Source organism: Lactiplantibacillus pingfangensis (genome assembly GCF_005404945.1).
GTDB lineage: Bacteria > Bacillota > Bacilli > Lactobacillales > Lactobacillaceae > Lactiplantibacillus > Lactiplantibacillus pingfangensis.
The window spans coordinates 12,338-34,231 of sequence record NZ_BJDG01000029.1 but is presented as its reverse complement, the minus strand read 5'-3'; the positions used below and the strand labels follow the sequence as shown (position 1 = coordinate 34,231).

Here is a 21,894-nt window from a genome sequence, read left to right as displayed (position 1 = left end):
CCAAGACCCGCCGGCCAATCTTACCGACACAGCACAACGATTTCTGCCTGCTTCCGCTAAACCTAACCTAAAAACAGTTAAATTAGCTGGAAGTCGCCACTGATAGCATCGGCCGTGAAGGTGGCGTTGGGTCGGCATGTTTCTTGCCGGCGTTACGCCACGGACCGTCCGGGACACTTGTGATTTGTGCAAGGGTTCTGGGCGAGGGCCAAGACGTTTCTCAGGCTTGACCCGGTCCCGCGGCGGCATGTTATCAGTGGTGACTGGAAGCGGCCATGTTAATAATCTTCATGCCCTAATCATTGACATGGCGGTAGTTACTAGCAATTTTGATCTTGCAACCTTCTAGTTAAGGTATCGCCTTTCATGACTTAGTGAAAAGGTTGCGTGCTAACAGGTCTGTTATGTCGGTGAAAACTGTGTTAAATTGGAAACATCAGTAGTGAAAGGTGGTCTGGGTGATGATTTATGGCACCGGAATTGACTTAACTGAATTATCACGCATCGCCGCCATGTTAGCGGCAGGGCTCAAATTACCGAAGAAGGTTTTAACGCCAGCGGAATTAGCGGTCTTTAACAGTTACGGCGAAAAGCGCCGCGTCGAATTTCTGGCTGGTCGGTTTTCGGCGAAGGAGTCCTATAGCAAAGCTTTTGGCACTGGCATTGGTGCCCAGGTTGGCTTTCAAGACATTGAGATTTTGGATAATGCGCTCGGCCGTCCGGAAATTACCCGACAGCCATTTGATGGGACGGCTTGGATTTCAATTTCACATACGGATCAATTAGTAATGACACAAGTTATCTTGGAAAGAGGCAAATCGTGATGGTTGTAATTGGGGAACACCGCCACACACAAGTTAAAATTGACTTGCAGGCAATTAAACATAATATCAATGAAGAAATGACACGGAAAGATCCATTGACCGAACTTTGGGCAGTGGTGAAGGCAAACGGTTATGGTCATGGGATTATTCAAGTGGCCCAAGCCGCGAAGCAAGCGGGCGCGACAGGTTTTTGCGTTGCCATCTTGGACGAAGCACTGGCCTTACGTGCTGCTGGGATTACCGAACCGATTTTGGTGTTGGGGATTACCGAACCAGAATATGCGCCATTGATTGCGGAAAAAGGTATTTCAGTCGCAGTCGGGTCACAAGCGTGGTTAGATCAGGCACAGTCAATTCTCGCCGCCAATCAGGTTCAGACACCATTGCATGTGCACTTAGCATTGGATACTGGCATGGGACGAATTGGGTTTCAAACGCCAACAGAGCTTGCCGTTGCGGTGAAGACCTTGAGTCAAACTGAGACACCATTTGATTTTGAAGGGATTTTTACTCATTTTGCCACAGCGGACCAAGCCGATGATACGTATTTCACCCATCAACTGACCAACTGGAAAGCGCTGATTGCGGTCGTTCCTGAATTGCCACGTTATGTGCATGTGTCCAATTCAGCGACGAGTTTGTGGCATCAAGCTTGTAACGGTAATATGATTCGTTTTGGTGTGGCTTTGTATGGGTTGAACCCATCTGGGATCGAACTGAGCGCGCCCTATCATCTACAACCAGCCTTATCGTTGACCGCTGAGCTGTCTTTTGTTAAAAAGCTTGCTCGAGGTAAGTCCATCAGTTACGGGGCGACCTATACTGCCAAGCAAGATGAATGGATTGGCACCGTGCCAATCGGTTACGCTGATGGCTATGAACGCCGCTTGCAAGGATTCCATGTTCTAGTTGATGGTCAGTTTTGTGAAATCGTTGGTCGGGTTTGCATGGATCAGATGATGGTGCGCTTGCCTCACGAGGTACCAGTTGGCGCCAAAGTGACGTTGGTCGGACAAGATGGGGACAACGCCATTTCATTACAGTCAGTTGCCGATTATTGTGGCACGATTCACTATGAAATTGCTTGTGGTTTAGCAACGCGTTTGCCAAGAGTTTATACTGAATAACAACTATTTTTATTGCCTGATGATGGATTACCAAGTCCGAGATTCAGGCTTTTTTGGTGGTTTTAACTAATCCTAGGGTTGGTAACGGTTGCTAAAAGTTAAGCGTTCATGCTATTATTAAACTCAAGTATAGTCACAACTAGTGCCTATGGGGAGAGCTATGAGTAAAAAGGGAGATGAGGCGATGGCTGCAGCTGACATTAAGCGTGGTGACATCTTTTATGCTGATCTTTCACCGGTCGTTGGGTCTGAACAAGGCGGAATGCGGCCAGTGTTAATCGTCCAAAATAACGTTGGCAATCATTACAGTCCGACTGTAATTGTTGCGGCCATTACGGCTAAAGTTCAAAAGGCCAAAATGCCCACGCATGTGAACATCAACGCCGCCCACACGGGGATTGAGAAGAATTCAGTTGTTCTTTTAGAACAAGTTCGGACAATCGACAAACAGCGATTGAAGGACCGGGTCACGCACTTAGACGAACAAACCATGCAACGAGTCGATAATGCCTTGCAGGTCAGCATTGGATTAGCTGATCGGGCGAAACGGCGACCGCGACGCACCATGCAACCTTAGTTGATGGGGATAAGTCATTTACATAATTGATTCGTTTCGGTGTGAGTCACCGAGCGCAGGTAAAAATCAGCACTCACTTAGTCAAATTGACTAGGCGAGTGCTGATTTTTTAGTTTAGTCATTAGCTATTATCCACAAGCACCGATTAAGGCGGCGAGTTAAGTTAACTTGGTTGATGACTTGTGAACAGTCACTAAGCAGTTGCTTGTGGATAAGAATCTAACTATTGAAAAATAACTCGTGTTATCTTACGGGAACTTGATTGACGGCGACCAAAGTTTTCAAAGTATCCAAAGCCGTGAGGAGTGGTTTCGCATGGTTTAACGCCCAAGTGACTAACGGGGCCAGTCCAGTGGCATCCAAACTGAAAAAGACAGCCGGCGTGTCCGCTTGTAACGCAGCAAGTGTTGTCACCACGGTGATGGGGACGGTCTGCTGCTGAGCCCAAGATTGAACCGCGGGTAAGGCCCAAGTGGTTGCATCGGTCACAATGCCGTCGCTTAACTGCCAGTTTTCCAACTGATAACTGTCGGTGATTGCAGCGCGCCAAGCTTGGTCAAACGTTTTCCCCAAACCAATCGTTTCGCCGGTGGATTTCATTTCCGGACTTAAGGCCGTGGGGAGTTGGGCTAATTTGTTGAAAGAGAAAACGGGCGCTTTAATGGCGACGCCATCTCTGACAGGATACAAACCACTGGGCAAGTTTAAAGTTGTCAAACTTTCACCCAGAATGAGGCGAGTCGCCAATTGGGCTAGGGGTAACTGGGTGACTTTACTCATGAAGGGTACCGTCCGACTCGCCCGGGGATTCACATCAATCACGTAAACTTGGTCGGTCACGACGAATTGAATATTCAGTAGGCCAACACAATGCAATGCCCGGGCAATCTGAGTTGCGATTTTGATGAGTTGCGTTTGGACAGCTGTGGATAAGTGCTGTGGGGGATAAACGGCCATCGAATCGCCGGAGTGAATCCCCGCGCCTTCAATATGGGACATAATGCCTGGAATACAAGCGTTTTGTCCGTCGGCGAGGACGTCTACTTCGCATTCTTGACCAGCTAAGTAGTGATCCATCAAAATGGGGGCACCATGGCCGGCGGCAACCGCGGCTTTAATGACCGGGGTTAACTCACCGGCATTGTGGACAATTGCCATCGCCCGACCACCTAAAACGAAACTGGGCCGGACTAGCAGTGGATAACCGATCTTGGGCGCAGCTTGTTCGGCTTCCGTCAGATTTTTGACGGTGGTGCCGGTTGCTTGGGCGATATGTTGTTGGGCCAACAAGTCTGCGAAGGCTTGCCGATTTTCAGTTAAATCGGTGGCAGTGACACTCGTTCCTAAAATTTTGACGCCGTGGTCAGCCAATTGTTTTGCAAGATTAATCGCGGTTTGACCACCAAATTGCACAATAACGCCAAGCGGTTGTTCAAGCTGAATAATGGGGAGTAAGCGTGCCAAAGTAAGCGGCTCAAAATATAATTTATCTGAACTGGAAAAATCAGTTGAGACGGTTTCAGGATTATTATTGACGACAATCGCCTGATAGCCGGCTTGCTGAATCGCTTTAACACAATGGACGGTTGTGTAATCAAACTCAATGCCTTGTCCAATTCGAATGGGACCGGAACCGAGTACGAGTACACTATGGCCGAGTGGCTGGCTTTCATTAGTTGTGCCAAAGGCGGTGCTATAAAAGTATGGCGTGGCACTGGCAAATTCGCCGGCACAAGTATCCACCATTTTATACACAAGCGGTTGCTGGGCGGTCGCGTTGACGATGGCAGCTGTGGATAAACCACTGTAATGTGCACAAGTCGCCGCACTTAAGCCATATCTTTTTGCGGCCAATAAGTTATCCACAGTGGGTAACGTTTGTAATTGTTGGGCTAGGGTCATGATATGTTGTAACTTACTCAAGAAAAATGGCGTAATTTTGGTTAATTCGGCCAGTTTGGCTAATGGCCAATGGTTGGCACAAGCAGCGAATAAGTAAAAGAGCCGTTGGTCAGTTGGTTGCGTTAATTCAGCCACTAATTGCGACTTAGTGAGTCGCTGTAATGGCAATAAGGTTGTCTGAACCGTGGCATTGAGTTCTAACGATGCGACGGCTTTTAGCGTTGCTTCTTCAAGCGTCGTGCCAATCGCCATGACTTCGCCAGTCGCTTTCATTTGCGTCCCTAAATGCGCGTCGGCGGTTGGAAATTTATCAAATGCGAAGCGTGGAATCTTGGCGACAACATAGTCGAGAGCCGGTTCGAAGGCGGCGTAAGTTGTTTTAGTGACCGGGTTCTTAATTTCAGATAAGTTCATGCCCACGGCGATTTCGGCCGCAATTTTAGCAATTGGGTAGCCGGTAGCTTTGGAAGCGAGCGCTGATGACCGACTGACCCGGGGATTCACTTCGATGACATAGTATTGGGCGCTGTGGGGATCTTGCGCGAGTTGTACGTTACAGCCACCTTTGATATTTAAGGCTTCGACAATTGTGAGGGCGGCGTTTCGTAAGGTTTGTAATTCCGTATCGCTTAACGTTTGTGCTGGTGCGTAAACGATCGAGTCGCCCGTGTGAATGCCAACTGGATCAAAATTTTCCATCGAGCAAACAATGATTTTAGTCCCAAGGTTGTCACGCATGACTTCAAACTCGATTTCTTTGAAACCGGCGATACTTTGCTCAATCAGGCATTCATTGACCGGCGACATTGTGAGTCCCCGTTGCAAAATTTGTTTGAGTGCCGTGGGGTCATCAGCGATGCCGCCGCCCGAACCGCCCAGCGTGAACGCCGGGCGAACGATGACCGGATAGCCGATTTTGGCGGCAAAAGTTAAAGCCGAAGCAACATGATGAACGGTCGTGCTGGCCGGAATCGGTTGTTGTAGCTGGGTCATTAATGTTTTGAAGGCGGCGCGGTCTTCGGCTTGATTGATCGTTGCTAATGACGTTCCTAACAGACTGATATGTAAGCGGCTGAGGACGCCAGCCTCATCGAGTGCTTTGGCAAGATTTAGGCCAGTTTGGCCGCCTAATGTTGGTAATAGCGCATCGGGCTGACTTTTTTCTAAAACGGCTGTGACACTCGCCAGTTTGAGTGGCTGTAAATAGACTTCGTCCGCTGTTTCGGGATCGGTCATGATGGTTGCCGGATTGGAATTAATTAAGATGACATGGTAGCCGGCCGCTTTTAAGCTTAGGCACGCTTGGGTACCGGCGTAGTCGAATTCGGCCGCTTGTCCAATCTTGATTGGGCCAGAACCAATCACGGCAACTGAGTTAATTTGAGTGTTTTTAGGCATTGGCAACGGCCTCCTGAGTAGTCATTTGGATAAATTGGTCAAAAAAGATGCCGGCTTCTTGTGGTCCCGGATGGGCTTCGGGGTGAAACTGGACGGATTGTACATTTTGCTGTGGCAAGCTAAGTCCTTCGACACTGCCATCGTTCAGTTCGGTGTAAGTCACGACCAAGGGCGTTTTAGCTAATGAAGCTGGATCTACCGCAAAATCGTGATTTTGGGCCGTCATGACGACTTCGCCAGTCGTACAGTTTTTCACCGGATGATTTAAGCCGTGATGGCCGAATGTCAGTTGATAAGTCTTGGCACCAAACGCGCAAGCAATCAACTGATGGCCTAAACAGATCCCAGCTAAGGGGTAAGCGGCGGCCAATTGGCGAATGAGTGGTAGCACGGTTTTATAAGCTTGCGGGTCACCGGGGCCATTTGACAATAAGATGCCATCTGGCTGATAGGCGGCGATGGCCTTGAATGAAGTCGTGGCGGGAACCGTGTTGACTTGACAGCCACGCGCAATCAGCGCATCCGTGATGGCTTGTTTTTCACCGAAATCGAGCACGACAATGTTAGGTTGCTGACCATTTTGCACCCCAACTGGCAACGGTTTTGCTGGTAATTTTTTTAACGGAACAGCGGCGAATTCGGACGCAAAGTCCTTGACCGGCTGGTTACTTAAAATTGCGGCTTGCGAACCGGTTTTTCTAAGATGTGTCGTGAGATCACGCGTATCAATCCCGGCAATTCCTGGAATATGGTGAGCGGTCAAAAAGTGTGCGAGCGTGTCACGACTAGTGTAATGATCGCTAAAGTCGGCAAGTTCATGCACGATAATTGCCTGAGTGCCAATGGTCGTGGCCTGGTCGACACTCGGATCAATGCCGTAATTACCAATTAATGGATAGGTGAAGGCAATTAATTGATTTAAATAAGAAGGATCAGTAATTGTTTCCTGGTAGCCAGACATCCCCGTATTAAAGACGAGTTGACCAGCGCCAGTCCGGTTACTGTCACCAATCGCCGTTCCGATCCATTGGGCCCCATCCGCTAAAGTTAAAAATTTTTGCATCGCTGCACGTCCTTTCTAATAAATAGATTAAAATTCATTTTGAACTGTGAGCTAAGTAAACAATTATTTTGACGGGAAGTCAAGCTAAAATACAATAATTGTGAATATATACCGTCTATATGGATTAAATATGCAAATGTATAGAATAAATTGAATAAATTTTCAAAAACACTTGCATTTGTCATTTGATGAGAATATAGTGTGAAGCATGCTAAACGCATAGATATGCATTAACGAAACTATTTTTGATTATTTGAGGTGATTTTATGCAAGTTGCACTAGTTGGGGTCAGCGGTTATAGCGGGATGACGTTATATGCGCTCTTAAAACAACATCCGGCGATTGACCACATTAACTTATACGGTCATCCGGATGCTGAGCCGGTCGCATTAAAGACCATTGCACCGATGTATCAGAAAGAAACCGCCATAATTCGACCATTTGAGGCACAGGCGGTGATGGCGACCAACGACCTAATTTTCTTTGCAACTTCGGCTGGGGTCACGAGTCAATTAGCACTGCCACTAGTTGCGGCGAAGTTTCCGGTGATTGATCTATCTGGGGACTTCCGGTTGCCAGATCCAGCCGACTATACACATTGGTATCATCGTCCGGCCGCCCCAGCCACGGCTTTAGCTCAAGCGAGTTACGGCTTGGCCGAATTCAATCACCACTTAACCACTTATGTGGCTAATCCCGGCTGTTATGCGACGGCAACCTTATTAGGACTGGCGCCGCTAGTTCAACAGCAGTTGATTGATCCGACTAGTATTGTGGTCGATGCCAAGTCGGGCTTGTCTGGCGCTGGTAAGAAATTAGCGGCGACGAGTCAATTCACGATGGTCAATGATAATTTACAACTATATAAACTTAATCAACATCAGCACATTCCTGAAATCATGCAACAACTCAAAAAATGGTGGTCGGCAATTCCGGCGATTGAGTTCACCACGACGCTCATTCCGGTGACACGGGGCATTATGAGCTCAATTTATGTTAAGGCTGCCCAACCAATCACGACCGCCCAAGTCCGCGCTGCCTTTGAACGAGTCTACGCAGACCAACCCTTTGTTCAAATTTTGCCAACTGGAATGCCCACGTTGAAGACGGTGATAGGATCGAATAATTGTGCGATTGGGGTCAATGTTAATCCCGCGACTAAGACGATCTTGGTCGTCAGTGTGATTGATAACTTGATGAAAGGGGCTGCGGGTCAAGCAATTCAAAACTTTAATCAGTTATTTAAGTTGGCCCCAACCGCCGGATTACCCATGTTACCCGTTTTTCCATAAGAGAGGAAGTCGTTTCAATGCCAGTTTTAACGAGTATCAAATTTCAAAAGGTCGCCTTTCAATGGCCGGTCGGATTTTACAGCGATGGGATTCATATTGGTCTGCGGAAAGCTAAACCAGATTTCGGCTGGCTCTTTTCGAAAGTTCCGGCTGCCGCTGCTGGAACTTATACGACCAATCAATTTCAAGCGGCGCCAACAAAATTAACGAAAACGATGATCAATCAAAATCATCAGTTGCAAGGGCTCCTGTTAAATAGTGCGATTGCGAATTCCTGCACTGGCCAACAAGGTTGGGACAATGCCTTACAAGAACAACGCTGGTTAGCGAACAAGCTGGCGGTTGATCCAAGTTTGATTGGGGTCGCTTCGACGGGCTTAATTGGTGCCCAGCTCCCGATGGCCTTAATTAAAAATGGTCTACCGCAACTCACCCCGACTAAGAGTGATGCGGTCACATACGCCGTCTTGACAACGGATAAGCACCCTAAAACGATTAGTGTGCAGTGTGAACTGAGTGGTCAACTTGTGACGATCACTGGTTTTGCCAAAGGTTCTGGCATGATTCATCCAAAAATGGCGACGATGTTAGGTTTTGTGACGACGGATGCCCAAATTGATGGGGAAGTCTTACAGGATTTATTAAGTGAAAACGTTGACTCGACCTTCAACCAAATTACGGTTGATGGGGATACTTCGACTAATGACATGGTTGTGACAATGGCGAATGGGTTGGCCGATAATCCGACGGTGGTGCCGGGGACAAGTGATTATGAAGTTTTTAATCAGGCGCTCCATTACGTCCTTGGTCAGTTAGCAAAGCAGATTGCGGCTGACGGCGAAGGGGCAACCAAGTTGGTCGAATGTAACGTGGCGCACGCCGCTACTGCGTTGGATGGCCAACAAGTTGCTAAAGCCATCGTTGGGTCGAATTTGGTCAAGGCCGCGATTTTTGGCGAAGATCCAAACTGGGGTCGAATCATTAGTACGATTGGCGCGACGGATGCCGATATTGATATTAATCAAGTTGATATTGCAATGAATGGCATGCCCTTAGTCGCCGCTAGTTTGGCGTTGCCGTTTGATGAAGCAGCTGTGAAAACGTCATTAAAGCAGGCACAGATCATGATTGATGTTGATCTACATCACGGCACGGCGCACGGCCAAGCGTGGGGTTGTGACCTCACTTACAATTACGTCAAAATTAACGCGAGCTATCATACTTAAACGGGAGGGTGCCAATGAAAAATCTGATTATTATCAAAATCGGCGGGCAAGCGATTCAGCAACTGAGTGAGCGCTTTTTTCAACAGCTCCAGCAGTGGCACGAACAAGGTAAGCAACTCTTGATTGTGCATGGCGGTGGCCCAATGATTACAAAATTGACGACGAAACTACAATTGCCCGTACATAAGCTTAACGGGCTCCGGGTCACGGATGCGGCCACGTTAGCGTTAACTAAAATGGTGTTATTAGGTGATGCCCAACCCGCATTGCTGACCCAACTGGCGCAGCATGACTTACCGGTTATTGGCTTAAATGCGGCCGACAATCAACTGTTGACCGGCACTTATCTTAATCAAGCGCAGCTCGGAGCTGTCGGGCAAGTCACCCAAGTTGATGGACCTAAATTGCGAGCCTATTTAACGACGAAAATTGGGGTATTGGCGCCATTAGCGCTAACCACAACTGGCGCGTGGCTCAATGTGAATGCCGATATGGCAGCGACCACGTTAGCGCAACAATTGCACGCTGAAAAGTTAGTCTTACTGACCGATGTTCCCGGCATTATGCATCACGGGACGGTCATGACCACCTTGTCCCCACATCAAGCCCAGGCCTTAACCCAGCAAGCGGTCATTACGGCCGGCATGCGACCAAAAGTTCAAGCGGCAATCCAAGCGATTCAGGCCGGCGTTCAGCAAGCGGTAATCACGAATGCCATTGATCAACCAGGAACAGCAATCATTCAGGAGGCGGCAGTATGAAATATGTCTATCCAACGTATCAACGTTTTCCAATCGAAATAAAAAGTGGTCAAGGCGTGCGCCTCACGGATGCGCATGGTCAAACCTACTTAGACTTTACGTCCGGTATCGGCGTGTGCAATTTTGGTTATCAAAATCCCACAATCCAAGCAGCGGTTCAGGCACAGTTGCCAAAAATTTGGCATACCTCGAATTTGTATGAAAATACGTTGCAAGATGCAGTTGCCAAGTTACTCGTTCATGGTGAGGACCGCTTAGTGTTCTTTGCCAACTCGGGAACCGAGGCCAATGAAGCGGCGTTGAAGCTCGCCCGTAAATATACGGGCAAAACGAAAATTTTAGCTTTTTATCAGTCGTTTCATGGGCGGACGTATGGCTCAATGTCAATGACTGGCAACCCTAGTATTCAAGCGGGTTACGCGCCGTTAGTGCCAGATGTGGCGTTTGCCACTTATAATGATCCGGCGGCTTTAGCACAAATTACGCCGGATCTAGCAGCGGTGATTTTAGAAGTGGTTCAAGGCGAAGGTGGGGTCTTTGCAGGCCAAAAAGCATGGCTACAAGCGGTTCAAGCTAAGTGTCAAGCCAATCAGGTCTTGTTGATTATTGACGAAGTGCAAACGGGAATTGGCCGAACCGGCTACCGGTTTGCTTATGAAGGCTATGGGTTAGATCCGGATATTTATACGACGGCCAAGGGATTAGCTAATGGTTTACCTGTGGGTGCCATGGTTGGACGGGCCCAATTCGCGAGTGCTTTTGGTCCAGGTAGCCATGGGTCGACGTTTGCCGGCAATGCCTTAGCGATGGCGGCCGCCCAAGCGGTGTTGACTAATTTGACGCCGACATTTTTAACTGATGTGCAAGCAAAAGCCCAGCAAGTTTGGCAAGCCTTAGACCAACAAGTCGCTGGGTTACCGATGGTGGCGCGATTGACGGGGAAGGGCCTCATGATTGGCATTCACTTAGTGCCAGATGTGTCAGTGGTTAAGGTGATTACGGCCTTACAACAAGCCGGCTTATTAACCTTGTCTGCTGGCGATAACACATTGCGGTTGTTACCACCATTAGTGATGTCAGTTGAAGACTTGCTGGCTGGCGTTCAAACGATTGCGACAGTCTTAGCCCAATTTGAAACGGAGGCGGTTTAATGAGCCATTTTGCAGGAGCATCATTTTTAAAAGAGATCGACTTTACACCGGCGGAACTGACCTACTTAATTGACTTTGCGAGCCACTTAAAAACACTCAAGGCCAATCATATTCCGCATCCTTATTTACAAGGCAAAAATATTGCACTCTTATTCGAAAAAACGTCGACCCGGACCCGTTCCGCGTTTACCGTGGCGGCTAATGACTTAGGTGCTCATCCAGAGTTCTTAGGCAAAAATGATATCCAATTCGGCAAAAAAGAATCTGTGATTGATACGGCGAAAGTATTGGGTTCGATGTTTGATGGCATTGAGTTTCGGGGCTTTTCGCAGCAAACGGTCGAGCAACTGGCCGAATATAGCGGTGTTCCGGTCTGGAATGGTCTAACCGATGACTGGCATCCGACGCAGATGATTGCGGATTTTCTGACATTAAAGGAACACTTTGGGCATTTAGCTGGACTGACGCTGACGTATGTCGGTGATGGCCGGAATAATATGGCGAATAGCTTGTTGGTGACGAGCGCGATGTTAGGTGTGAATATTCATATTGGGGCGCCAACCCAGCTACAGCCCGATCCGAAAGTGGTCAAACTCGCCCAAGGGTACGCAGATCAAACTGGGAGTAACATTTTAATTACTGACGATCCGCTGGCGGCGGTTGCGCAGGCGGATGCGCTCTATACGGATGTCTGGGTTTCGATGGGGGAGCAGGTGGATTATGGCGCGCGCATCAAGCAACTGTTACCTTTCCAAATTAATGCCGCCTTATTAGCGCAAACCGGTAAAGACGAGACGATCATCATGCACTGTTTACCAGCACTACATGACCATCAAACCGAAGTGGGTGCGGCCTTAGGCGAAAAGTATCACTTACCAGCCATTGAAATCACGGATGAGGTCTTCAATGGGTCCAAATCTGTCGTCTTTACGGAAGCCGCTAATCGGATGCCCGCGATTAAGGCAATCATGGCCGTGAGTTTGGGCAATCTCTTTATTCCAGAGACCCTCTTCAAGTGAAAAGCGCGTCTTCTTGGTTAAAGCGGTGAAAGATGAAATTTGAAAGTAAGCCTTATCGTGTTAGTAACTAGCCCAAACAGGTTTCACTTCCGGTTGGGACTGATAACATGCGGTCGTGGGACCGGTCCAAGCCAGGGACGTCTTGGCCCTCGCCCGGAACCCTTGCAAAGATCGCAAGTGTCCCGGACCGTCCGTGGTGTAACCTCGGCAAAAACGGCCGATGTAACGCCACCATCACGACCGATGCTATCAGTCCCAACCTCCAGCAGATTAAACTTAGCGAAGACCGGCAGAATTGCAATTTGACTAGGTTATAGCACAACGATTCAGACCGATAGCACATGCACCGCGAATCTGGTTCAGGGAGGACCGTTACTGATATGATCCTGTCTACGTTTCTTTTTATATTTGCCACCTTTAGTGCCTTGACTTAAAGCATTAAAATTATTACACGTATGAGTGATTGGTTGTGAATCGTGTTTATTGGAGAAGTTGCTGCAATGTTGGCAACTTTTTTTGTGATCCGACCAAGCTGATGAGTTAGTGTGAAATTTCTCTTGGTAGGAAGTCTGGGTGACAAAGAAGAGCCCTGTATCTCTAATTGAGTTACCACACAGCAAATAGGAAGTCAGCGATTTTCCTGGCAAAAATTTTGGCAGATTTTGAAGAAAAACAAAAATCGTTGAGCATTGAATGGCCTGTTTTTAAATGCCGGTTAGTTCGGTCGACATCTAGCTAAGATTTTTAGGTGATCGGTCACTCAAAATAGCGTCTATATTTAGCCGTGAGGGGGCTTCGTTTGGGGCTCAGCCGTGGCGTTTGACTTAGCGCGGCGGATTTTCCGCGGTTAGTCAAAAACCAGCTTTTGAGACCGCCTTTTGGCTCAAAAATGGTTCATGGCGTTCCAGCCCCAAACGAAGCCCCCGGTAGGCGGGAATTAACCGGTCATTAATTGATAAGCTGAAAATGGGAATAACGGATCTAACACTGACAATTAAAGTTTGCGGCGAGTTTCGGCACGTGCTATGATGTAAACCGCTTGTCATTTTCAAAACGTGGTTCGTAACCATCCCACGTTAAAAAACTAGGAGGAACTTAGCACACATGACGCAATCTAAAATTCGACCATGGATTATTAATGCCTTGGTCGCCGCAATTTATATCGTTTTATCCGTTGGTCCAGCTGCCTTTAACTTGGCTTCCGGTGCTATTCAATTCCGCGTTTCCGAAGGGCTAAACCATTTAGTCGTTTTTAATCGCAAGTATATTTGGGGAATTGTCGCTGGGGTTGTCTTATTTGACGCCTTTGGTCCGGGGGCCAGTTTACTCAATGTGGTCTTTGGCGGGGGGCAATCGCTGTTAGCCTTATTAGTCGTCAGCTGGATAGGGCCTAAATTGAAGACGGTTTGGCAACGAATGGTCTTAAACATCATTTTATTCACGTTGTCGATGTGCATGATCGCGTGGATGCTTATGATTGTTGGTGGCGCCACCGCTTTTTGGCCAACTTACTTAACCACTGCTTTATCAGAATTAATTATTATGTCGATTACGGCACCAATTATGTATGGTTTGAACCGAGTGTTACGGTTCAGCGAACGGATTGGAAAATAGTCATCATCATTGCTGAAGCATCAAAAAAGGAATCAATTCACTTTCGAATTGATTCCTTTTTTTGATGGCTTATTCAGCTTGTAAATCTTCAACTTCAATGACTTTAAATTGCTTCCGATTTAAATTATCCGTAATCCGTTTGAGCTTTTCGGTATCCACGTCTTCTGGCAGCGTGAAAAGTGTTCGGTGACCAAGGGTGCCGTTTTGCACATCCAAGGTCATACAACTTGCAATTGAGGTGTATTTTGTGATGATTTTAGCCATAGCCGCCAAGTCACCGCGTTCGCCAATTGAAACGACCGTCAACACGTAACTACCAACGTTAACATTCCAAGATTGTGAGAGCATATCGAGCAAGCGCGTATGGGTCAAAATGCCATAAAAGTAGCCATGTTCATCCAAAACTGCGATGTATGGCAAATCTTTGATGGAGAAGAAGACGTTGTAAAACGCGGAGTCGACTTGAATCGTCTTAGTCGCATTTTTGAGTAATGAGGTTACTGGCAACGACATGTCGCCACCTCGTGATTTATGGCGATAAATGTGCATTTTGTAAATATTACCACGGAAGATGTGCCCAGTTTCGTCTAAAATCGGCACACAACGGAAGCCAGAATCTTCAAGCACTTGTAAGGCTTCGGCTAAAGTGGCATCGGCGTTCACCGTAGTTAAACGTTCTTTAGGTTTAACGAGAGTTTTTAATAACATAACGAATGATCCCCCAGATTTATTAGTTTGTTTTAATAAATAATACCATAAAACGCTAGCTGAGAGGAGCGTTTTATGCGCGGGACAATAGCGCTTAACTCAAAAAAGCCAGCGAGGGAGTACCCATCGCTGACTTCTTAAATTAGATTTAAATTAGAAAATGACGACCGGTGTGCCAATCGCAATTGCATTGTAAACTTTGGCAACTTCGGCGGGTGGCGTGTTGACACAGCCATGCGAACCATGGGTCTTGTACCAGGTGCCACCGTATTGGGTTTGCCAAGGAGAATCATGAATACCTTGGCCAGTATCATCAAATGGCATCCAGTAAGCAACGGGCTGCGCATAATCTGAACCATTATCATTTTGACCTTTAAGGGTACTATTGCGTTCTTTGTTCCAAACACTCCAGACCCCGGTCGTGGTTTCATGGGCCCCAGGTTTTCCAGTGACCACATCGGTTGAGACCTTGACTTGACCATTGACGTAGACCCACATGTGCTGAGCCTGTTTATCGACTTCAATGTAAGTATCGCCAATATCTTGGCGATTATTGTGATAGCCGGAACCATTAATTAACGGTGAGCGGCTAAAGTCTTTACCGGCCAAGACTGCCTTGGATAGCGCCTTAGTCTCGGCATTGGTTTGAATGGTCCAACCATAGAGCCCGCCACTAATTTTGACGTCGCCGCGTTGGGTACTTTTGAAAGTGCGCGTCGTATGATAAGTATGATACTTATCATTCAGTTGTGTCACGTAGGCCTTAACCGCGGCGTCATCCAAACTGACCTTGCCGGCCGAATCTACTTTGAGCCAACTCAAAATTGTGGCATGTGGGACCTCAAATTTGTGGCCATTGATCGTGTAGCTGGCTTTTTCACTCGCGTATTTTTGCGTGCTATTTTTAGCAGTCTTTAGTGTTTGACTTGTGCTTGTGACAGTTGGCGTCACATAGGCTTTTTGTAAGGCAATCGTCGTCTGACCAGTGTCGATCGCGTGACTAACCGTTTGTTTGAGCTTAGCTTGACTGATTTCAGTGCCTTGAATTTCTTTTTTGATTTCAACTTGATTGTTGGCATAAACTAATTTGGCATTTTCGGTCGGTGTTCGCTTCGTGGTAGTCGTCGTCTGTGTAATAGCTGCCAACAACTTCGTCATGTTTGCCTGACTCACATGTAGCTGGCCGACACTAGTCGTTTTAGCAGCCTTGGCCGATTGTAGTAAAGCTAATGGCCAGCGCCAGTAATTTTGAGTGTTAACTAACTGGGTGAGTTCTTTTTTGGTGTTTACGGTAATCCCAGCAGATTTGCTAGTGAATGAATAGCGGACTTTACCGTTTTCAGTGACACGGTAAGTACGGTGTTCGAGGACTTGACTAACTTTCGGTACGGCTTGTGTGGCGGTTTTTCCGCTGACATCAACGCCGGCAACTTGTGTATGCGATAAAAAGGTTTGTTGATGCTGCCAGACTAGGCTGGTGGCAATGTATCCGATGGCGAGTAGGCCAACGATGCCGCCAGCAATACTTAGGCCGCGTTTGTGTTTCATGTGGATTTGCCCCCAAAATTGTGTCGTAATATCTTTCACCATATTACACTTTGATGTTAAGTGCAACACTCATGCCTGTTAAGCGTTGGGTCAATCAAAAAAGCACTTACCGGTGGTGACCAGTAAGTGCCAAAAATGATTTAGGGTTATTTATTTTCTAATGCTGCCAAACCATCGGTAAGCACCTTTTTCAAAGTAGCTGCCGAGTCTTGCATTTTTTGCAATTCGTCAGCTGAAAGTGGTGATTCGATAATTTGTTTCAAACCGCAGGCACCGATAACCGCAGGCGTCCCGATATAAATATCGTTCAAGCCATATTGACCATCCATGTAGGCCCCAACTGGTAAGACGGCATTTTCATCACGTAAAATGGCTTTTGAAATCCGCATTAAAGCAGTCCCGATCCCATAGAACGTTGCCCCCTTCAAGTTGATGATGTCGTAAGCTTTGTTACGGACACCATCTTCAAGTTGAGCTAAGTCGTCATCAGAAACGCCTTGTTCCTTAGCGATGTCCTTAACTGGACGCGTCCCAATCGTTGCCGTTGAATAGGCAGCAAATTCGGAGTCGCCGTGTTCGCCCATGATATAAGCGTCAACGGAACGAGGGTCCACGTTGAACTGCTTACCAAGTGCAACACGTAAGCGAGATGAATCGAGGGAGGTCCCAGAACCAATAACCCGTTCCTTAGGAAAACCTGAGAATTTCCAAGTGGCGTAAGTCAAAATATCAACTGGGTTGGCGGCAACTAAGAAGATGCCGTTGAAACCAGAGTCAACGACTGGTTTAACAATCGAAGATAAAATGTTTAAGTTCTTATTTACTAAATCTAAACGTGATTCGCCAGGCTTTTGTGGTGCCCCAGCAGTAATCACAACTAAGTCGGCGTCCTTGCAATCTGCATAGTCACCCGAGTAAATCTTCTTGGGAGCGGTGAAAGCTTGGGCATCTTCAAGATCTAAGGCATCACCCTTAGTACGATCTTTAACGACATCGACAATTACAAATTCTTCAGCAATTCCTTGTTGTGCCATGGCAAAAGCGTAACTAGAACCAACGGCGCCGTCTCCAACTAACACAACTTTTTGATGATTTGGCATGCTTGACAAAATAAGTCATCCTCTCATAACGAAAATTTGTTTTTCAACGGTTTGAGTATACCATGGTTATCCTTGTGAAGTCGCTAAAACAGCTGTGTTTTTAATGGAAGTGTAATTAAGCGAGTCAAAGATTAGGTGTGCGTGTAAATTGGACACTGTTCGGTAAAGGTGGGGGCAGCATCATGCGATTTGAGACAGCAACGCAAAGTTAACTTAACTAATGAAAGCCTCAGAATATAGACGTTTCAGCTGGGTATTATTAGTTGGTTTGTGGTATACTGATTGCACTAAATTTGTGGTTATGGTTGTCGTCAGCAATGACAGGGTGATTGGGCAAGTTCCTGTCACCTGCAACCGGAGACCCTAAAAACTAAAACTATTAATTAACCGTGCAAGTAACGCTGCCGAATCAGTTTGAATCTGGTTCGGCCTGTTTTGCATGTCAACGGGACTATAGGAGCTTTCACTTAAAATGAAAATGATTGTTGGTTTAGGAAATATTGGTCAGAAATACGCCCAAACGCGGCATAATGTCGGTTTCATGGTCGTTGATGAAGTCGCGGATAAGCTCAATGCCGACTTTAAAACGAGTAAGTTTGAAGCCGAAGTGGCAACCGCTTTTGTCAATGGCGAGAAAATTTTACTCGTCAAGCCGTCGACTTACATGAACGACTCTGGTCGAGCAGTGGGGCCGTTGTTGACGTATTACAATATCGACCCAGCCGAGTTGCTGGTTGTCCATGACGACCTAGATTTGCCACTGGGTAAAGTTCGGTTAAAACAAAAAGGTTCTGCGGGCGGTCACAATGGCATTAAAAGTATCATCGCCCACGTTGGAGACCAACAGTTCAAACGGGTCAAAGTAGGGATTGAACACCCCCAAAAGATGAGTGTGGTTGACTATGTTTTAGGTAAGTTTACGCCAGCACAGTTGCCACTAGTTAATGACGCAAAAATAACCGCGGTAGCGGCCATCGAAGCTTGGATCGCGACTAACGATTTTGCCGCCTTGATGAATCAATACAATTAATAGGAGGAAAAGTCGCTATGGATATTGAAGCGATTATTGAACAAACACCGGATTTTCAGACGATTTTAGCCGGGATTAGTCCGGCCAGTCGGCAGTTAATTACGGGATTAAATGGCTCCGCTCGGACTGTTTATGTGAGCGCCCTCTTTCGACAACTCACGCATTCTTTATTGATCGTGACGGATAATTTGTTTCATGCGAGCCAAATGGTGGATGATTTAAACGGCTTATTAGATGAAGATCAAGTCTTTTTGTTTCCAGCCGAAGAAATGGTCGCCTCAGAAATTGCGACGAGTTCGCCAGAGTATCGGTCACAACGGGTGCAAGCCCTGAATGCGTTGCTGAGTGATCAACCAGCGATTGTGGTGACCTCGGTCTCTGGTGCGCGACGCTTTTTGCCACCAGTGGCCCAGTTTAAAGCGGCCCGATTACCGCTAACTATTGGTCATGAAGTCGATTTAGAACAGCTACAAGTTCAGTTACATGATATGGGGTATGTCAGAGAAAAACTCGTTGCCAGACCCGGTGATTTTGCTGTCCGGGGATCAATCGTTGACATCTATCCGTTAGATGCGGACTATCCGATTCGATTGGATCTCTTTGACACCGAAATTGATACCTTAAAATATTTTGATCCAGAAACCCAGCGCTCAGTCGATAATCTCGACAGCTTTACGGTGTTACCAGCCACTGATTTTATTTTGACCCAAGCGATGATGACTGCTGGCGCGGAACGGCTGACTAAGGCGATGACCGCTGAAACTAAAAAGCTCAAGGCAACCGATCGCCAAACGTTGGCTGACAACTTAGCCCAGCCATTGTCTGATATGCAAAAAGGGCTCATTGGCAATGATTTATTGTTATATGGGGAGTACCTCTATAGTAGTAAGACGAGTATTTTTGACTACGTGCAATCAGATGGTGTCGTGATTTTTGATGAGTATTCACGTATCTTAGATAGTGAACAGCAATTACTTCAAGGTGAAGCCGATTGGATTACGGATCAGTTGGCCCACCATAAAGTGTTATCAACGGCTAATTATGGGAATGATATGCGCGATCTGTTGAAGGCGGACAGTCATGCGCAGATTTTAGTGTCGTTATTTCAAAAAGGGATCGGTAACGTCCGCTTGGCACAGATTACAGCCGTGCGGACACGGCCGATGCAAGAATTCTTTGGTCAGCTACCTGCGTTGAAGACGGAGCTTGATCGTTGGCACAAATTGAAACAAACGGTCGTTTTGATGGTATCGGAGGCTGAACGGTTAACTAAAGTTAGCAATACCCTTGATGACTTCGAAATTGACGCGGTGATGACGAAAGCCGAAAACCTGCAACCAGGTGTCGTCCAAATTGTGCAAGGCACTTTGCAAAATGGCTTTGAATTTCCAGATGGGCATTTGGTCATTGTGACCGAACAAGAAATGTTCAAAAAGGTCGCCAAAAAGCGGCCGCGTCGTCAAACGTTAGCCAACGCGGAACGACTAAAAAGTTATACCGATCTCAAACCGGGTGATTATGTGGTCCATGTGAACCATGGGATTGGGAAGTATATTGGCATGGAAACGTTGGAAGTTGATGGCGTTCATCAGGATTACATCACGATTGCTTACCAAAATAATGCCAAAATTTTTATTCCGGTTACCCAGTTAAATCTCGTTCAAAAGTACGTTTCTTCAGAATCCAAGACGCCACATATTAACAAGTTAGGTGGGACGGAGTGGACGAAGGCCAAACGAAAAGTTGCGGCTAAGATTGAAGATATTGCGGATGAGTTGGTTGAATTATATGCCAAACGTGAGGCCGAAAAGGGCTTTCCCTTCCCACCAGATGACAGTTATCAGCAAGATTTTGACAACGAATTTCCGTATCCAGAAACACCGGACCAATTACGGAGTATTGACGAAATCAAACATGATATGGAGCGACCAAAGCCAATGGATCGCTTACTCGTTGGCGATGTTGGTTATGGGAAAACAGAAGTCGCTTTGCGGGCGGCATTCAAGGCAATCGAAGCGGGGAAACAAGTTGCTTTCTTAGTGCCGACCACGATTTTGGCCCAGCAACATTATGAAACCATGCTTAACCGGTTTGAAGGTTACCCAGTCAATGTTGGGATGCTATCCCGTTTCCGGACTGGTAAGGAAATGAAAGAGACCGTTAAACAGTTAGCAGACGGCGAGATTGACATTGTCGTCGGGACACATCGCTTGTTGTCTAAAGACGTTAAATTTGCGGATTTGGGTCTATTGATCATTGATGAAGAACAACGGTTTGGCGTCAAGCATAAGGAACGGCTCAAGGAAATGAAGGCGAGTGTAGATGTCTTAACACTGACCGCGACGCCAATTCCACGAACGTTACACATGTCAATGCTAGGTGTACGGGATCTATCCGTCATCGAAACGCCGCCGACCAACCGCTATCCCATTCAGACCTATGTGATGGAACAAAATTTTGGCGTCATCAAAGAAGGTATCGAGCGCGAAATGCAGCGAAACGGTCAAGTGTTTTACTTGCATAATCGCGTTCATGATATTGAAAAGGTGGTTGCCCAAATTAAAGATCTCGTGCCGGATGCTGCCGTGGCACATATTGATGGTCAGATGCCGGAATCACAATTAGAAGGAATTTTATACGACTTTATTCGTGGTGAGTATGACGTGCTCGTTACGACGACCATCATTGAGACTGGGGTCGATATTCCAAACGTCAACACGTTATTTGTTGAAAATGCTGACCATATGGGCTTGTCACAGTTGTATCAATTACGTGGTCGGATTGGCCGTAGCAGTCGCGTGGCGTATTCATACTTTACGTACCAACAAAATAAAGTGTTAACCGAAGTCGGCGAAAAACGTTTACAAGCAATCAAGGACTTTACTGAACTTGGTTCTGGGTTCAAAATTGCGATGCGCGATTTGTCGATTCGTGGCGCCGGAAACTTACTCGGTAAGCAACAACATGGGTTTATTGACTCGGTTGGGTATGATTTGTATACGCAAATGTTGTCGGAAGCCGTGGCTAAGAAACGAGGTAAGCAGGCGAAAGTTAAAACGGATGCCACGATTGAGTTGGGCATCGAAGCTTACTTACCGTCGACTTATATTGAAGATGAACGGCAAAAAATTGAAATTTACAAGCGAATTCGTCAGCTCGAAAATAACGATCAATTCTTGGAAGTCCAAGCTGATTTGATCGACCGTTTTGGGGATTATCCCGCCGAAGTGGCTGGGTTATTGGCTGTCGGTAAGTTGAAACTTTTAGCGGATGATGCCTTGATTGATAAGATTCAACGGGTGGATAGCGAGTTACAGTTGACGTTGTCGAAGCAAGGCACGGCCAAACTAGATACTAAAGATATCTTTAAGGCGTTGGCAAAAGCCAAATTACGAGCGACAGTTGGCATTGATGATGATAAAATGAAGGTTAAATTAGTGATTCAGCCAAAAATGTCCGAGTCAGACTGGCTAGAACAGCTGACGTTATTCGTACAACAGTTGGGGGCCGTTTTGACACCAACTGAAACGGCGACACCGAGTAAGTAATCGGTA

The 21,894-nt window shown here is 46.8% G+C and carries 16 protein-coding genes and 1 riboswitch; of the genes, 11 read left to right on the top strand and 5 right to left on the bottom strand.

Annotation, left to right across the window (positions count from 1 at the left end; translation table 11 throughout):
- Nucleotides 1-461 precede the first annotated feature (461 nt).
- The 3 genes from acpS (at nucleotide 462) to FFM74_RS12020 (ending at nucleotide 2,528) form a co-directional block, all read left to right on the top strand.
- A complete protein-coding gene (gene acpS, locus FFM74_RS12030; RefSeq protein WP_137626876.1) occupies nucleotides 462-824 on the top strand; it encodes a holo-ACP synthase in 363 nt (120 codons plus the stop codon).
- Nucleotides 824-1,951, top strand: a complete 1,128-nt coding sequence (gene alr, locus FFM74_RS12025; protein ID WP_137626875.1) for an alanine racemase — start codon at nucleotides 824-826, stop codon at nucleotides 1,949-1,951. The genes acpS and alr overlap by 1 nt, the downstream gene beginning before the upstream one ends.
- Nucleotides 1,952-2,135: 184 nt before the next feature.
- Nucleotides 2,136-2,528, top strand: coding sequence for a type II toxin-antitoxin system PemK/MazF family toxin (locus tag FFM74_RS12020; RefSeq protein ID WP_137626878.1), 393 nt, complete (start codon nucleotides 2,136-2,138; stop codon nucleotides 2,526-2,528).
- Between the two features lie 243 nt (nucleotides 2,529-2,771).
- On the opposite strand, the gene carB is transcribed toward FFM74_RS12020, so the two are convergent.
- Together carB and FFM74_RS12010 are read right to left on the bottom strand one after the other, a co-directional pair.
- Nucleotides 2,772-5,828 (bottom strand): carbamoyl-phosphate synthase large subunit, encoded by a 3,057-nt coding sequence (carB, locus tag FFM74_RS12015; RefSeq protein ID WP_137626874.1) that lies wholly within the window; start codon nucleotides 5,826-5,828, stop codon nucleotides 2,772-2,774.
- Nucleotides 5,821-6,891: a carbamoyl phosphate synthase small subunit gene (locus FFM74_RS12010; RefSeq protein WP_137626873.1), complete on the bottom strand. Its 1,071-nt coding sequence runs from the start codon at nucleotides 6,889-6,891 to the stop codon at nucleotides 5,821-5,823. The genes carB and FFM74_RS12010 overlap by 8 nt, the downstream gene beginning before the upstream one ends.
- Nucleotides 6,892-7,157: 266 nt before the next feature.
- Here FFM74_RS12010 and argC point away from each other — a divergent pair, with 266 nt between their 5' ends.
- The 6 genes from argC to FFM74_RS11980 all read left to right on the top strand — a co-directional run bounded on the left by argC (nucleotide 7,158) and on the right by FFM74_RS11980 (nucleotide 13,954).
- Nucleotides 7,158-8,183 carry an N-acetyl-gamma-glutamyl-phosphate reductase gene (gene argC, locus FFM74_RS12005; protein ID WP_137626872.1) on the top strand — a complete coding sequence of 342 codons (1,026 nt, stop codon included), beginning with the start codon at nucleotides 7,158-7,160 and terminating at the stop codon, nucleotides 8,181-8,183.
- Nucleotides 8,184-8,200: 17 nt separating this feature from the next.
- A complete protein-coding gene (argJ, locus tag FFM74_RS12000) occupies nucleotides 8,201-9,409 on the top strand; it encodes a bifunctional glutamate N-acetyltransferase/amino-acid acetyltransferase ArgJ (protein ID WP_137626871.1) in 1,209 nt (402 codons plus the stop codon).
- 14 nt (nucleotides 9,410-9,423) lie between these two features.
- Nucleotides 9,424-10,170, top strand: coding sequence for an acetylglutamate kinase (gene argB, locus FFM74_RS11995; protein ID WP_137626870.1), 747 nt, complete (start codon nucleotides 9,424-9,426; stop codon nucleotides 10,168-10,170).
- A complete protein-coding gene (locus FFM74_RS11990; RefSeq protein WP_137626869.1) occupies nucleotides 10,167-11,321 on the top strand; it encodes an acetylornithine transaminase in 1,155 nt (384 codons plus the stop codon). Before argB ends, FFM74_RS11990 begins: the two co-directional genes overlap by 4 nt.
- Nucleotides 11,321-12,340 (top strand): ornithine carbamoyltransferase, encoded by a 1,020-nt coding sequence (gene argF, locus FFM74_RS11985; RefSeq protein WP_137626868.1) that lies wholly within the window; start codon nucleotides 11,321-11,323, stop codon nucleotides 12,338-12,340. Before FFM74_RS11990 ends, argF begins: the two co-directional genes overlap by 1 nt.
- A 1,049-nt stretch (nucleotides 12,341-13,389) precedes the next feature.
- Nucleotides 13,390-13,434: riboswitch (PreQ1 riboswitch) on the top strand.
- A 10-nt stretch (nucleotides 13,435-13,444) separates the two neighbouring features.
- Nucleotides 13,445-13,954 carry a QueT transporter family protein gene (locus FFM74_RS11980; RefSeq protein ID WP_137626867.1) on the top strand — a complete coding sequence of 170 codons (510 nt, stop codon included), beginning with the start codon at nucleotides 13,445-13,447 and terminating at the stop codon, nucleotides 13,952-13,954.
- Between the two features lie 69 nt (nucleotides 13,955-14,023).
- Here FFM74_RS11980 and cbpA read toward each other — a convergent pair whose 3' ends face one another.
- The 3 genes from cbpA to FFM74_RS11965 form a co-directional block, all read right to left on the bottom strand.
- Nucleotides 14,024-14,662, bottom strand: a complete 639-nt coding sequence (cbpA, locus tag FFM74_RS11975) for a cyclic di-AMP binding protein CbpA (protein ID WP_137626866.1) — start codon at nucleotides 14,660-14,662, stop codon at nucleotides 14,024-14,026.
- A gap of 153 nt (nucleotides 14,663-14,815) precedes the next feature.
- Nucleotides 14,816-16,210 (bottom strand): L,D-transpeptidase family protein, encoded by a 1,395-nt coding sequence (locus FFM74_RS11970; RefSeq protein WP_137626865.1) that lies wholly within the window; start codon nucleotides 16,208-16,210, stop codon nucleotides 14,816-14,818.
- Between the two features lie 146 nt (nucleotides 16,211-16,356).
- Nucleotides 16,357-17,319 (bottom strand): L-lactate dehydrogenase, encoded by a 963-nt coding sequence (locus FFM74_RS11965; RefSeq protein ID WP_137626864.1) that lies wholly within the window; start codon nucleotides 17,317-17,319, stop codon nucleotides 16,357-16,359.
- A 463-nt stretch (nucleotides 17,320-17,782) separates the two neighbouring features.
- Here FFM74_RS11965 and pth point away from each other — a divergent pair, with 463 nt between their 5' ends.
- Nucleotides 17,783-18,340, top strand: a complete 558-nt coding sequence (gene pth, locus FFM74_RS11960) for an aminoacyl-tRNA hydrolase (RefSeq protein WP_137626863.1) — start codon at nucleotides 17,783-17,785, stop codon at nucleotides 18,338-18,340.
- A 17-nt stretch (nucleotides 18,341-18,357) separates the two neighbouring features.
- Complete coding sequence (mfd, locus tag FFM74_RS11955) at nucleotides 18,358-21,888, top strand: transcription-repair coupling factor (RefSeq protein ID WP_137626862.1); 3,531 nt, start codon at nucleotides 18,358-18,360, stop codon at nucleotides 21,886-21,888.
- The last annotated feature ends 6 nt before the right edge of the window (nucleotides 21,889-21,894 follow it).